Source organism: Stenotrophomonas sp. STEN009 (genome assembly GCF_056760395.1).
Genome location: NZ_JBRRES010000018.1, coordinates 1 through 14,379, shown reverse-complemented (window position 1 = coordinate 14,379; position 14,379 = coordinate 1). Strand labels below are relative to the sequence as shown.

Annotated in this window: 11 protein-coding genes; 5 read left to right on the top strand and 6 right to left on the bottom strand. The window is 69.1% G+C overall.

Annotated features, from left to right (window positions below):
* The first annotated feature begins 4 nt into the window (after positions 1–4).
* Both ACVOMM_RS10205 and ACVOMM_RS10200 read left to right on the top strand, forming a co-directional pair.
* Positions 5–394 (top strand): hypothetical protein, encoded by a 390-nt coding sequence (locus tag ACVOMM_RS10205; protein ID WP_111187105.1) that lies wholly within the window; start codon positions 5–7, stop codon positions 392–394.
* A gap of 68 nt (positions 395–462) precedes the next feature.
* A complete protein-coding gene (locus ACVOMM_RS10200; protein WP_053517241.1) occupies positions 463–1,008 on the top strand; it encodes a glutathione peroxidase in 546 nt (181 codons plus the stop codon).
* Between the two features lie 57 nt (positions 1,009–1,065).
* Here the strand turns inward: ACVOMM_RS10200 and ACVOMM_RS10195 are convergent, their stop codons facing one another.
* Genes ACVOMM_RS10195 through ACVOMM_RS10170 form a run of 6 tightly spaced genes read right to left on the bottom strand, consistent with a single transcriptional unit; the run spans position 1,066 to position 5,161 of the window.
* Positions 1,066–2,070, bottom strand: coding sequence for an MlaA family lipoprotein (locus ACVOMM_RS10195; RefSeq protein WP_065174059.1), 1,005 nt, complete (start codon positions 2,068–2,070; stop codon positions 1,066–1,068).
* 1 nt (position 2,071) lies between these two features.
* The gene (locus ACVOMM_RS10190) at positions 2,072–2,383 is read right to left on the bottom strand and encodes an STAS domain-containing protein (RefSeq protein WP_053517244.1); all 312 of its coding nucleotides are present in this window, start codon (positions 2,381–2,383) and stop codon (positions 2,072–2,074) included.
* Positions 2,373–3,044 carry an MlaC/ttg2D family ABC transporter substrate-binding protein gene (locus ACVOMM_RS10185; RefSeq protein WP_481526185.1) on the bottom strand — a complete coding sequence of 224 codons (672 nt, stop codon included), beginning with the start codon at positions 3,042–3,044 and terminating at the stop codon, positions 2,373–2,375. The genes ACVOMM_RS10190 and ACVOMM_RS10185 overlap by 11 nt, the downstream gene beginning before the upstream one ends.
* On the bottom strand, positions 3,041–3,565 hold the full coding sequence (mlaD, locus tag ACVOMM_RS10180; protein ID WP_053517247.1) for an outer membrane lipid asymmetry maintenance protein MlaD: 525 nt from the start codon (positions 3,563–3,565) through the stop codon (positions 3,041–3,043). Before mlaD ends, ACVOMM_RS10185 begins: the two co-directional genes overlap by 4 nt.
* A 58-nt stretch (positions 3,566–3,623) precedes the next feature.
* A complete protein-coding gene (locus ACVOMM_RS10175; protein ID WP_053517248.1) occupies positions 3,624–4,373 on the bottom strand; it encodes an MlaE family lipid ABC transporter permease subunit in 750 nt (249 codons plus the stop codon).
* On the bottom strand, positions 4,373–5,161 hold the full coding sequence (locus ACVOMM_RS10170; protein WP_065174056.1) for an ABC transporter ATP-binding protein: 789 nt from the start codon (positions 5,159–5,161) through the stop codon (positions 4,373–4,375). The genes ACVOMM_RS10175 and ACVOMM_RS10170 overlap by 1 nt, the downstream gene beginning before the upstream one ends.
* A gap of 190 nt (positions 5,162–5,351) precedes the next feature.
* On the opposite strand from ACVOMM_RS10170, the gene recC reads away from it, so the two are divergent.
* The 3 genes from recC to recD are packed head-to-tail and all read left to right on the top strand — an operon-like array spanning position 5,352 to position 14,250.
* Positions 5,352–8,702: an exodeoxyribonuclease V subunit gamma gene (gene recC, locus ACVOMM_RS10165; RefSeq protein WP_346480052.1), complete on the top strand. Its 3,351-nt coding sequence runs from the start codon at positions 5,352–5,354 to the stop codon at positions 8,700–8,702.
* Positions 8,703–8,710: 8 nt separating this feature from the next.
* Positions 8,711–12,373, top strand: a complete 3,663-nt coding sequence (gene recB, locus ACVOMM_RS10160) for an exodeoxyribonuclease V subunit beta (RefSeq protein WP_481526184.1) — start codon at positions 8,711–8,713, stop codon at positions 12,371–12,373.
* Positions 12,370–14,250 carry an exodeoxyribonuclease V subunit alpha gene (gene recD / locus ACVOMM_RS10155; protein WP_481526183.1) on the top strand — a complete coding sequence of 627 codons (1,881 nt, stop codon included), beginning with the start codon at positions 12,370–12,372 and terminating at the stop codon, positions 14,248–14,250. Before recB ends, recD begins: the two co-directional genes overlap by 4 nt.
* The last annotated feature ends 129 nt before the right edge of the window (positions 14,251–14,379 follow it).

The following is a 14,379-nucleotide window of genomic DNA, read 5'->3' as shown; positions in this document are numbered from 1 at the left end:
CGCCATGCGTTTCCACCTTGCCGCCAGTGCGGCCCTGGCCGCAGTGCTTGCTGCATGCAGCAGTACACCGCCTGCCACGCAGGCCGGTGATGCCCAGCCAGGCCCGGAGGCCACGCAGGCCTACCAGGATGCGCGGGATGTGGACTGCCAGGCCGCCGGCGGCACCCTGCAGCCGCTGGGACGCCTGCAGCGCCTGCAGTGCGTGATTCCATACGCCGACGCAGGAAAGACCTGCAGCAGCAAGCGTGACTGCACCGGCCAATGCCTGGCCAGCGACGGCATCGCCGCCGGCACGGCAGCGACCGGCACCTGCCAGCGCGACGTCAGCCAGAACTTCGGCTGCCGGCAGCGCATCGACGACGGCAAGGCACAGGGCACGCTCTGCGTGGATTGAGGCGTTCCGGCGCAGCCACGTGGCGCTATGCTGATGGGCCATTCCCCGCTGTTGCCGGAGCACCCCGCGTGAGCACCCCGATCCAGGACATTCCCCTCACCACCATCGACGGCCAGTCGTCCAGTCTTGCCGATTACCAGGGCAAGGTGCTGCTGCTGGTCAACGTCGCCTCCAAGTGCGGCCTGACCCCGCAGTACGAGGGCCTGCAGGCGCTGTATGCGCAGAAGCAGGCACAGGGGCTGGAAGTGCTCGGTTTCCCGGCCAACAATTTCCTTGGCCAGGAGCCGGGCAGCGAGGCGGAGATCCAGCAGTTCTGCCAGCTGACCTACGATGTCACCTTCCCGATGTTCGCCAAGATCAGCGTGGCCGGCGATGACACGCACCCGCTCTACCAGCAGCTGATCGCCGCGCAGCCGCAGGCCATCGGCGAAGGCCCGCTGCGCGAGCGACTGTCCAGCAAGGAGATTCCGATCCACCCGGCGCCGGCGGTGTTGTGGAACTTCGAGAAGTTCCTGGTGGGCCGCGACGGCGCGGTCATCGCCCGCTTCGCGCCGGATGTGGCCGCCGATGATGCGCGTCTGCGCGAGGCCGTCGACGCCGCACTGGGCGCCTGATCGCCCGCAATGAAAAACCCCGCCGAGGCGGGGTTTTTCATCGGGTGCCGGCAGGACTCAGTTGCCCCACTGCGGCATCGGCATCGCATCGATCGGGATCGGCGAATTGGGATCGTCCTGGCCGCGGTTGCGCTTGCCACGCAGATCGTTCTCGATCTGGTAGTTGCGACGCTGCAGCCACGCATCACGGACCAGCGCGTACTCGTCCACCGCCGAACTGCGCAGATCGTCCACCGCCAGCAGCTGCGCGCGGCTGTCGACCAGCTGCAGGCCCTGCAGGCCGATGCGGACCTTGTCCTCTTCGATGTTGCGGATCGGCGAGAGCGGCATGTCGCCGGCCAGGCCGAACACATCACGCACGGTGCGGGGACCGAAGAACGGCAGCTCGACGTAGCGCGAGCGGCGCCAGCCCCATGCACCCAGCGTCTGGCCGAAGTCTTCCTTGCGGTTGGCGACCATCGCCTTGCTGGCCGGATCGAACAGGCCACCGATACCCAGCGTCGAGTTCATCAGGAAGCGACCCAGCGTGTCCCAGGCATCATCCGGACGGCCCTGCAGCAGCTGGTTGACGATCGTTACCGGCGAGCGCAGGTTGCTGAAGAAGTTGCTCACACCGGTGCGGGCAAAGCGTGGCACCACGTGGGTGTAAGCCGTCGCCAGCGGTCGCGCGACGGCATTGTCGACCGCCACGTTGAACCGGTGCACCTTGCGGTTGAACGGTTCCCACGGGTCGTAGGCCACCGCGTTGCCGGCCGCACCGTCGGCGCCGTACAGCGCGTCGAAATCATCGTCGCCGCCGGGCTGCGCAGCGGCAGCCGAGGCACTGGTTCCAGCAGACGCGTCCGTGGCCGGAGGCGTATTGGCCGTGGCCGTTTCGCCGCTGGCCACGGGGGTGGGCTCCGCTGCCGGTGCGGGGGCATCGGTGGCGGTATCGGTGGCGGCGGTCGGGCTGGCCGGAACCAGCGTATCGGCAACCGGCGCATCGCTGCGCGCGGGCTTGCCGGCACAGGCGCTGAGCGCGGCGGCCAGGACGATCAGGGGGAGAGCGCGTACGACGTTCATGTCAGCTCGCAGCAGAAGTAGCGTTGAAATCCAGGTCGGGCGACAGCCGGTAGGCTGCGCTCAGTTCGTTGTAGCCGGCGGGCATGCCGGAGATCACCAGGGGGTGGCCGGCCTTGCGCGCGCGCGCGGCCAGTTCGGCCAGCAGGGCCAGGCCGGCGCTGTCCACGCGCTCGACCTCGCCCAGTTCCAGCCGTGCCAGCTGCGCCGGCAACGCCTGCAGCTGCGGCCACAGGGCAATCACTGCGGCACGATCCAGCGCCCCGCGCAGGCGCAGGGTGCCGCCTTCCAGCAGTGCCAGCGCGTTACTTGCCATTGCCGGCCGGTCCGGCCTGGATGCTGCCGCTGTGCAGTTCGTTGGCCACCTGTCGGATGCCCTTCTGGCGCAGGGGACTGTCGAACTGGTTGCGGAAGGTCTGCACGTAGGAGATGCCCTCGATGTTGACGTCGAAGATCTTCCACTGGCCGTTCACGTTGCGCATCCAGTACTCGACGGGCGTCGGTTCGTTGCCCGCACGCACCAGCTCGGTGCTCACGCGCACGCCGCGGTTGCCGGGCAGCGGGCTTTCACCCTTCAGGCGGAAGCTCGGCCTGCCCTGGATGTTCAGCAGGGCCGAACCGTAGCGCTGCATCAGGCTGTCGGCCATCGCATCGGCGAACAGCTTGATGTCCGCATCCGACGCGCCGCGTGCATGCGTGCCCAGCACCAGGCGCGCCGCGTAGTCGCGATCGAAGGTGCGGTTCAGTTCGCTGTCGATGTAGGAGCGCAGGCTGGACGGATTGCTGCTGAACTCGCTCTTGCGCTGCTGCAGGGTGGACAGGATGCGGCTGCTGGCATCGATCACCACTTTGCCGGCCTGGGCCTGCGGAGCGGCGGCAGCGGGGGCCGCGGGGGCCGCGGCCTGCGCCTGGGCGAGCAACGGGGTCGCCAGCAGCAGCGAGGACGCGAGCAGGGCCGGGATCAGTTTCATCTTCATGGTTGCGGTTCCTTTGCAGGCGCCTGTGCGCCATCGTTGGGCTTCGGGTCTGCGCCGCCGCCGGCGCCGCCACTGAACATGTACTTGCCGACCAGCTGGATCAGGTCCACTGCCGGCTGGGTGAAGACGATCTCCTCACCGGGCTTGAGCACTTCCGGATCACCACCGGGCTGAAGACCGATATAGCTCTCGCCCAGCAAACCACTGGTGAAGATGCCGGCCGAGGTATCCGCCGGCAGGTCCTTGACCTTGCTGTCCATGCGCAGGGTCACGATGGATTCGAACTTGACCGGGTCCAGGTCGATCGCGGCAACCTGGCCGACGGTAACGCCGCCGATCTTGACCGGCGCCTGCTTGCGCAGCTGGCCGACCTGGGAGAAGCGCGCCTTCAGCTCGTAGCCGTCACCGCCCCAGCTCCAGCGCTGGTTGGTGGAAGCCACGGCCAGCACCAGCAGCGACGCCAGGGCCAGCAGCAGGAATGCGCCGACGGAGAATTCGAGTCTGGGACCGCGGATGGCCATGGGGAGTACCTGATCGAGTCGTTGTGGCCGCGCGCACCGCGCACCGCCGATGGAAGGGTTAGGTGAACAGCATTGCCGACAGCACGAAGTTGAACATCAGCACCAGCAGGGAGGCATTGACCACCGCACGGGTGGTGGCCACCGAAGTGCCTTCGATGGTCGGCTCGGCGTGGAAACCGACATAGGCGGCGACCAGGGCTGCAGTGCCGCCGAAGATCGCCGACTTCAGCATCGCCACGCCGAAATCGTCCCAGAAGTCGACACTGTTGCGCAGCGCCGACCAGAACACGCCATTGTCCAGGCCGAGCACGTGCACCGCTTCGAAGTAGCTGGCGCTGATCGCCAGCGAACAGAAGATGCCGGTCAGCAGCGGCACGGTCAGCACGGCTGCCCAGAAGCGCGGCGCCACGGCCTTGGCCACCGGGTCGATCGCCATCAGCTCCAGTGCCTTGATCTGGTCGGTGGCGCGCATCAGGCCCAGTTCGGCGGCGATCGAGCTGCCGGCACGGCCGATGAACAGCAGCGCGGTCAGCACCGGGGCCAGTTCACGGTAGAGCGACAAGCCGAGCAGGGTCGACAGGGCATCGGCCGCGCCGAAGGTGGTCAGCGTGCGGTAGCCCTGCAGGGTCAACACCAGACCGACGAAGGCGCCGCCGACAGCGATGATCGGCAGCGAGCGCGCGCCGATCTTGTAGATCTCGCGGGTCAGTTCGCTCAGGAAATCACGGGTCGGCAGCGAACCGCGCAGCACGGTCAGCGAGAACAGGCCGGCGCGGCCCAGCGAGCGGGTGGCTTGGATGAAGGGCATCAGGCGACCCTCGCGCGCGGCTCGGCGTCGAACGGGATGGGGCCATCGGGCTGGCCGTGCAGGAACTGACGCAGCAACGGGTCCTGGCTGGACTGCAGCGCGTCGGGCGTGCCCTGGAAGACGATGCCGCCATTGGCGATGGCGATCACCTGGTCGCAGATCGGCAGCGTCTCGTGCACGTGGTGGCTGACGATGATGCTGGTCAGTCCCAGACTGTGGTTGAGACGCTGGATCAGGCTCATGATCACCCCGGACGCGATCGGGTCCAGCCCGGTCAGCGGCTCGTCATAGATCATCAGCGGTGGATCCAGCGCCAGCGCACGGGCCAGCGCTACGCGGCGCGCCATGCCGCCGGACAGCTCGCGCGGCCAGGCATCGGCCGCGGCCAGCAATCCCACCGCGTGCAGCTTCATCTGCACCAGCCGGCGCAGCACCGCCGCCGGCAGGCGGGTGTGGGTGCGCAGCGGCAGGGCGACGTTCTCGGCCACGGTGAGGTCGGTCAGCAGGCCATTGCCCTGCAGCAGGACGCCGACGCTCTTGCGCATCTCCAGCAGCTCGGCGCTGCGGTGCGGGATCGGCTTGCCGAACAGGGTGATATCGCCGGCCGCCGGGCGCAGTTCGCCGGTCAGCGCGGCCAGCAGGGTCGACTTGCCGCTGCCGGAGGGACCGAGCACGGCGGTGATGCTGCCCTTCGGCACCTGCAGGGAAACGTCGCGCAGGATCGTGCGTCCGCTCCGGTCGATGCGGACGTTGGACAACTGCACCAGACTGGAGGTGGAAGCCGACATGGGCACCATTAACATTTTTTCGACATCGAAGGATCGGGTCAGCCGGCTGAACATAAGCAGACTGGACGGTGCAGTATTGTGGCACGGCAGGGCCCCGGGCAGGTCGGGACAATCGCCGGGCGACCCGGAACAATCCGTGCCGGTGACAGGTTTGACCATTGAATACTGCCAGCCGTGCTGCACACTGTGCATGATGAGTGACCCGGGCAGCGACTTCCGCCTCTACCATTCCAACTCGCTGGATGTGCTGGCCGCGCTGCTGGCACGCAACGTCCGTGCGCCGATGCCAGGGCAGCCGCTGCTCGCACCGGACGTGGTGCTGATCCCGCAGGTAGCGATGCGGCGCTGGCTGCAGGCGACATTGGCCGCCGAATACGGTGTCGCCGCCAACCTCGAATTCCTCACCCCGGGTGAGTTCGTCGCCCGTGCGCTCAACGCCAACGTCGATGGCGAAGCCGACGATCTCGATGCTGCCGGCCTGCACTGGCGGCTGTACCGGGCGCTGCGCGATCCGGCGCTGCTCGGGCAACCACCGATGCGCGCGCTGCAGTCCTATCTGGCCGGCAGCGATGGGCTGAAACCCTGGGCCCTGGCCGGCGAGCTGGCGTCGGTGTTCGAGAAATACCAGGCCTGGCGGCGCGACTGGCTGCTGCGCTGGGAGGCCGGGGCCGACCCGGCCGATCCCCAGGCGATCCTGTGGCGCGCCGTTGCCGGTGGGCATGGCTACCGCGCGCGCCGCATCCAGACCTACCTGGACCGCTTCGAGGGTGCCGGCCAGCCATTGCCGCAGGGGTTGCCGCCGCGCATGTCCGCATTCGCGACGCTCAACATCTCCCCGGACGTGCTGCGGGTCATGGCGACCCAGGCGCGGGTGGGCGAACTGCATTTCTACCTGCCCACCCCGGTGCAGTCGTACTGGGGCGACCTGCAGACCCTGGCCGAGCGGCTGCGCAGCGGCGCTCCCGATCCCTTCGGCGAAGCGGCGGGAGAAAACCGCCTGCTGGAAGCCTGGGGCGCAGCCGGCCGCGACTTCATGGCGGTGCTGGGCAGCTATGAAGTGGTACACCCGGCCGGTGAGATCGCCGCCTACATCGACCCGGAAGACGACGTGCGGCCGACGATGGCCGACGGCGGCCTGTCCGACAGCCTGCTGCACCGCCTGCAGCGCGATCTGTTCCACCGTCGGGCGCTGCCGTCCGGCGAACTGCGTGATGGCCTGGCCGGCGATGATCCCAGCCTGCAGGTGCACGCCTGCCACACCCGCCTGCGCGAACTGCAGGTCCTGCACGACCAGCTGCGTGGCCTGCTTGAGGATGACCGCTTCGACCCGCCGCTGCAGGCCCGCGAGATCGCCGTGCTGGCGCCGGACATCGATCCCTACGTGCCCTACCTGGAGGCCGTGTTCGGTGGCCGCGGTGGCGAGGACGACCACATTCCCTACGCGTTGGCCGACAGCAGTCCGCTGGCGGGCGAACCGCTGGCCGATGTGTTCGTGCACCTGATTGGCCTGCCGGTCTCGCGGTTTGGCCTGAATGAAATGCTGGATCTGCTGGCCAGCGCGCCCCTGGCCGAGGCAGCCGGATTGGACGCGACCGACTTCGACCGCCTGCATGGCTGGCTGCAGCAGGCGGGCGCACGCTGGGGGCTGGATGCGGACCATCGCGCCCGGCACGGCGCGCCGCCGGATGATGCCTACACCTGGCAGTTCGCGCTGGATCGCCTGCTGCTGGGCCATGCCACCGGCAGCGATGCCGACCTGGCCGGCGTCGCGCCGTGGACCGGGCTGGAAGGTGGCGCGCTGGATGCGCTGGACCGCCTGCTGCGCCTGCTGCGGGTACTGGCCGCCTACCAGCGCCGTCTTGGCGAGACGTTGACTCCGGCGCAGTGGCGGCAGCGCCTGCTGTCGCTGCTGGATGCGCTGCTGCCGACCCCGCCCGGCTCACCCAACAGCCAGCGCGCGCTGGAGCGGCTGCGCAAACTGCTCAACCAGTTCGCCGAAGACGCGGACAAGGCCGGCTTCAGCGACGGGGTGCCTCCTGAAGTGATACGTGCGCATTTCGGCTCCGCACTGGCCGAAGCCGACACGCGTGCGCCGCTGCTGACCGGCGGCATCAGCTTCGGCCGCATGGTGCCGATGCGATTGCTGCCGTTCCGGGTGATCTGCGTACTCGGCCTCAATGATGGCGATTTCCCGCGTCGCGATCCGGCGGCCGGGCTGAACCAGCTCACCGCCGAACTGGACACGCCCCGACGCCGCCCGGGCGACCGTTCCACCCGCGAGGACGATCGCTTCCTGTTCCTGCAGCTGTTCGCCGCCGCACAGGACGTGTTCTACCTCAGTTATCTCGGCGCCGATCCGCGCGATGGCAGCGTGCGGGAACCGTCGGTGCTGGTCAGCGAGCTGATCGACGCCGTGGCGGCCTACCACCTCGATCCAGCCGCCGCCGCCGCGGCATTCACGGTCCGCCACGCGCTGCAGCCGTTCTCCCCCGCCGCGTTCGGCGATGGCGACCCGCGTCGCTTCAGCTACCGCCGGCAATGGCATCCGGCAGCCGGTCGCCTGGCCGGGCAGCGTGGCGGGCTGTCGCCGTGGTTCGACGCGGCGGCGCTGCCGCCGCCGGTCGAAGCTGCGGTGGAAGAGGAGCTGTCTCTGGAAAGCCTGCGCCGTTTTCTGTGCGATCCGGCTGGGCAGTTCCTGTCGCAGTCTCTGGGCCTTCGACTGGCCGATGAGGTCGAGGACGTCGTCGATCTGGAGCCGCTGGTGCTGTCCGCGCGAGGGCCGGACACGCGCAGTGTGCAGGCCGCGGTGGTGCGTGCCACCCTCACCGGCGATGACGACCCGCTCTACCCGAGGCTGCGCGCACGCGCGCTGGTGCCATCCGGCGCGCTGGGCGAGCGGCAGTTCGAGGTGGAACAATCGAAGACCCGCCCCTATGCCGACGCAATGCTGGGTTGGATGCAGGGCGTACAGCCGGAAAGCCGCCGCTATGAGGTCCAGATCGACGGCGTGCGCCTGCACGGCCGGGTTGCCGATCGCCATCCCGGTGGTCTGGTGCGGCTGCGCGCGGGCACGCTCAACGGCAACGCGGTGATCCGCCAGGGGCTGGACTGGCTGCTGGCCAATGCGGCAGGCGACGCGTTGCCGCTGGTCCAGTTCCACGACGGTGGTGACGCCGGTCAGGGTCCGCACGTCCTGCCGGCACTGTCCGTGCCCGCGGCGCGGGCCGCCCTGCGCGCGCTGCTGCAGCTGCGCCGGCGTGGCCTGCGTGAGCCGTTGTGGTTCGCTCCCTACACCGGCTGGGTGCTGTACACGACCAGCGGCGAGAAACAGCGCAGCGAGGGCTGGAAGCAGTGGCATGGCAGCGACCGCAGCTGGGGCGAATCCCGCAGTGACGCCTGGCAGTTGCTGATGCGCGGTGCCGATCCCTTCGCGGACGATGCCCGGTATGCCGAGCTGCTGCACAACAGCCAGGTGGTGTTCGGCGCGCTGCGCGAAGGCCGCGTGCCCGGCGCCGGTTCACATACAGAGGTCACCGGATGAACGCTACCGTGGCAGGCAGCCCCATCGAACATCCCGGTATCGACCCGTATCTCGCACTGCCCCTGGATGGCGTCCGCCTGATCGAAGCCAGTGCCGGCACCGGCAAGACCTTCACCCTGGCCACGCTGTTCACCCGGCTCGTGGTCGAGCAGGGCCTGCGTATCGGCCAGATCCTGGCGGTGACCTTCACCGATGCCGCTACCCAGGAACTGCGCAAGCGCATCCGTGAGCGACTGGCGCTGGCCGCGCGGATGGTCGACCTGCCTCCGGGCGACGGCGAGGCACCCGACATGCGGTTGACCCGGCAGATCCTGCGGCGCCATCTCGATGCCGGCAATGAGAGCGCGGCGGCGCTGAAGCGTCGCCTGCAGGTCGCTGCCGACGAAATCGATCTGGCCGCGATCTTCACCATCCACGGCTTCTGCACCCGCGTGCTGCGCGAGCACGCACTGGAGAGCGGCCACACCTTCGATCCTCCGGAGCTGCTGACCAGCGACCGCGAGCTGATGGAGGAACTGGCGGCTGACCTGTGGCGCGTGCACGCCAACGATCCGGCCACACTGGAGCCGCTGACCTTGTTGTGGTCGAGCCCGGACGCACTGGCAGGCGACCTGCGCGCGCTGCTGGCCGCACCGCCGCTGCATCCATTGCCATTGCCGACGCTGCCGGACGATCCGCGGCCGCGGATGCTGCAGGCCGCGCAGGTCCTCGCGTCCGCCATCGACTCCGGTCTTGATGCGGCCCGTGGGCAGATCGCCACGGCGTTCGAGAAGAAGGTCTTCGATGGACGTCGTGCCAAGCGGCCGAGCTTCGACAAGGCATTCTCCACCCTGGTCGCCGGGCAGGCCGGCGCGGACTGGTCACGCGATGGAAAACTCCATCTGGAGAAGCTGCTGCCCACTTCGATGCAGGCGCTCTGCCGGGACGATCAGCAGGGCGCATGCCCGGATGCCCCCCTCTTCGACGCATTGCAGGCCTGGTGGGATGCCGCCGACGTGGTCATGTCGTGGCTTCGCCAGCGCGCGATCCGCTTCCTGCACGCCCTGCGCGCCGAAGCCGCGCAGCGACTGGCCCTGTTGAAACAGACGCGACGGGTGCAGACCTACGATGACCTGATCGACGGCGTGGCGCTTGCCCTGCAGGGGCCGCAACGGCTGACGCTGGTGCAACGGCTGCGCGCGCAGTACCGCATTGCCCTGGTCGATGAATTCCAGGATACCGATGACCGTCAATGGGGCATCTTCCACACCCTGTTCGGCGATTCGCCGGAGGTGCGCGAACTGGGACTGGCGCCAGCGCTGTTCCTGATCGGCGATCCGAAGCAGGCGATCTATGGCTTCCGCGGCGGCGACATCCATACCTACCTCAAGGCCAGGCAGGTTGCGCAGCCTGCGCCGGCACTGGACCAGAATTTCCGCTCGCGGCCTGCGCTGCTGCGCGTGCTGCAGATGCTGTACGACAACGGCGGTGAGGACGCCTTCCTCGAGCGTGACATCCGCTTCGAGCCGGTGCGGCCGGGCGGCGTACGTGTAGATGCGGATTACCAGCGTGATGGCCATGCCGCCGCAGCCCTGACCCTGCGCGTGCTGCGCAGCGGCGGTGACAGGCCGCTGGCTTCCGATGCCTCCCGCGAGGCAGCGACGCGGGCGTGTGTGGCCGCCATTCACCAGGTGCTGGTGGACGCGCGCGCCGGCAGGGCCCTGCTGCGTGGTCGCCCGGTGCAGCCGGCTGACATCGCCGTGCTGGTGCGTTCGCATCGCGAGGCCACGCTTGTACAGCGTGCGCTGGCGGCTGTTGGAGTTCCCGCGGTGGCAGCCGGCAGGCAGAGCCTGTTCGCCACCAGCGAAGCCCGCGACCTGCGCGCGCTGCTGCTGGCCCTGCTGCAACCGGCCGACGAAGGCCGCCTGCGTACCGCGCTGGCCACCGTGCTGCTCGGCCAGCCTGCCAGTGCGATCGCAGCGATGGAACGCGAAGGCGACCTGCAGCGGGGATTCCAGGCGCAGCTGCTGCACTGGCGCGAACGATGGCAGCGCGGCGGCCCGTTCGCGGTGATCGCCGACGTCTGCGCCGCACAGGGCGAACGCCTGCTGGCGCTGATCGATGGCGAGCGCCGGCTGACCAATTACCTCCAGCTCGGTGAGCTGCTGCAGGAGGCGTCGGCACAGGCGCTGGGCATGCATGGCCTGCTGGACTGGCTGCAGGGCCGGATGGCCAGCGCCGACCAGGACGATGAGCAGCAGCTGCTGCGCCTGGAATCGGACGCGCGCCGTGTGCAGATCATCACCCTGCACAAGAGCAAGGGCCTGGAATACCCCTTGGTGTTCCTGCCGTTCGTGGGCATCGAGCGCGGCGCGAACAACAGCGCTGCACACTGCACCGTGCATCTGGACGGCGAGCGCCAGCTGCACTGGAAGCTCGACAGGGACGAGGTGTGGGACGCCGTCAGCCGCCAGGCGCGGCACGAACAGCAGGCAGAGGACGCGCGCCTGCTGTACGTCGGCATGACCCGAGCCGAGCACGCGCTGTGGATCGCCATCGGTGACCTCGCCGGTCTTGCCAGGACCGCACTGGCGCCATTGCTGGGCGACCTGCAGGCCCTGCGCGGGTGCGCCGATGTGCAGGTCGACGACAGCGAGCCGGTGGCGCAGCTGCCGCAGCTGGCGGTGGAAATGGACGGCGAACTTCCGGCAGTGCGCACGCAGGCGCGTCGCGTGCCCCACGACTGGTGGGTATACAGCTTCACCCAGCTGGCCCATGCCGATGCCGGCAGTGGCAGTGACATCGAGGCGGCCGCCACCGAACTTCCGGCGCCGGCGGCCGACGAACCGGTTGGCGCGGAGCTGCCCCTGGAGCCCGCGCTGCCGGATCCTGCCGCGACCGAAGAGGCCGCGCCGGTCGACCCGCGTTTCATGGGCAGCCGCTTCGGCAACGTGCTGCACGAAGCGATGGAGAACGTCGACTTCGCCGCATGGGGCGCCTGGCAGCCTGGCCAGGAAGCGCCGGAAGGCCAGGCCGCCGTGCTGCGCAAGGCATTGCGCGAAGAGGGCTATGCAGATGCGGACCTGGATGACGGCATCGCGGTGCTGGTGCCACTGGTCGGCCAGACCCTCATCGCGGAGCTGCCGGAGGGCGGCGCGCTGTACAGCGTGCCCGCGCAGGATCGTCGTGCCGAGATCGACTTCCACTTCGCCATCGAGCCGACCGCTGTGCCGGCGCTGCTGGATGTACTGCATGCCCATGGCATCGCCAGCGCGCGCCGGGGCTTCGGCCAGCGCCGCCGGCTGGAAGGGCTGATGACCGGCATGATCGACCTCACCTACGTGCGCGATGGCCGCTGGTACGTGCTCGACTACAAATCCAACCGGCTGCCGGGCTACAGCCCCGACCTGCTGGCCATCGCCATGCGCCACAGCGAGTACGACCTGCAGGCCCTGATCTATACCGTCGCGCTGCATCGCTGGCTGCGCTTCCGGCTGGGGGCGGCCTACCGCTACGAACGCGACATGGGCGGCATCCGCTATCTGTTCTGCCGCGGCCTGGATGGCACTGGCAATGGTGTCTACACCGATCGTTTCCCGCTTGAACTGGTGGACGCGCTCGATGCGTTGTTCGCCGGAGGCAGGCAGGCCCAGGCCGAGCTGGCGGCACGCGCGCTTGGAGCCAGCGCATGAGCCTGCTCAGGGATCTGTACCGCAATGGCCAGCTGCGGACGATCGACCACGCCTTGGCCACCGGCCTGCAGCGCCTGCGCACGGACACCCCGGAGGACGTGGCCCTGGCGGCGGCCCTGGCCTCGCTGGCGGTATCGCTGGGGCATGCCGGTTTCGATCCGGCGCAGCCGCAACGGCTGCTGGAAGGCGTATCCGCCTGGCCGGCGCCGCAATCCTGGATCGAGCAGCTGCGCGCCTCGCCCTGGGTCGCGACCCCCGGGCGCGCCGATGCTGTCGCAGATGACGCCCCGCTGGTGATGGAGAATGGCCTGCTGTACCTGCGCCGCTATCGCGAGTACGAGCGGCAGCTGGCGGCAGGCCTGCAGCGCATCGGCGGCCATCCGCTGCCGGCGCCAGATCTGCCCGCGTTGGCGCCGCTGTTCGCACGGTTGTTCCCGCAGGCCCGGGATGCCGAGGATCATCAGGCGCGCGCGGCAGGCGTGACCCTGCGTCATCCCTTGGCGCTGGTGACCGGAGGACCCGGCACCGGCAAGACCACCACCATCGCGCGCCTGCTGCTGTTGCTGGCTGCGCAGGCAGCGCATACCGGCCAGCCACCGCCGAAGGTGGCCTTGGCCGCACCGACCGGCCGCGCCGCCGAGCGGATGGCCGAAAGCCTGCGTCTGGCCGTGCAGCGGTTGCAGGAGGAGGGCCTGGACCCGGCGCTGTGCGCCGCATTGCCTACCACCGGTACCACGCTGCATCGCCTGCTGGGCGTCATTCCCGACTCGCCCCGTTTCCGCCACCACGCCGATAATCCGCTGCCGCTGGATGTGGTGGTGATCGACGAAGCGTCGATGATCGATCTGCCGATGATGGCCAAGCTGGTCGATGCCATCGCCAGCGGCACCCGCCTGATCCTGCTCGGCGATCCTGACCAGCTGCCCTCGGTCGAAGCCGGCGACGTGCTGGGCGCGATCCTGCGAGCCAGCGGTGATGGCATGGGCACGCGCGTCGATGATGCACTGGCGTTGCAGGGGGTGTTGGCGGCACCGGCATTGCAGCCGCCGGCGCCGGTCCATGCATTCACCGGTAGGCGGGTGCAGCTGCAGCGCGGTTACCGGCAGAGCGACGCATTGGATCTGGCACCGTTGGCGCGTGCCGTCCGCGATGGCGACAGCGTCACCACGCTGCGACTGTTGCGCAGTGGCGAACTGTCGGGAGTCCGCTTCCACGAAGGGGAGCCGGATCCGCTGCGTGACCAGCGTGAGCATCTGCTGGGCCGCTGGCGTGCATTGGCCGATATCCGGGACCCGGTCCTGGCACTGCAGCAGGCCGGCCGCCTGCGCGTGCTGACCGCGCTGCGTGAAGGGCCGCAGGGAGCCCGTGGCCTCAACGAGCGGATCGAACAGCTGCTGGCCGGCACCACCCCGGGCTACTTCCAGGGGCGCCTGCTGCTGGCAACCGAGAACAGCTATCGGCATCGCTTGTTCAACGGCGATGTCGGCATCTGCCTGCGCGACAGCACGGGCGCGATGGTGGCGTGGTTCCCCGGCGACACCGCCGATCAGCCGCGCGCCTTCCATCCGGCCGCATTGCCGGCGCACGAGAGCGCGTTCGCAATGACCGTGCACAAGGCACAGGGCTCGGAGTTCGATGAGGTCTGGCTGCAACTGCCACGGCAGGACAGTCGCGTGCTGTCGCGCGAGCTGATCTACACCGGGCTGACCCGTGCCCGCCAGGTCCTGCATGTGGCGGCCAGTGCCGACGTGCTGCAGGCCGCGCTCAAGCGCCATGCCAGTCGAATCGGCGGCTTGGCCTGGCGGCTGGGTGCAGAAGAGGTGGCCGAACAACCAGCGGGCATGGAACAGCCCACGCTGCAGGGCCAGTTGTTCTGAACCGGGGTGGGGGTGGCCGAAACCCCGCCCAGCCGGGCGCGCCCCCCGCGGCGGACGGACAGGAACCCACCCCCACGGGCGGAGAACGGCCCCCCGGCGCAGGAGCCCCGAAAAAAAAAAAAAACCCCC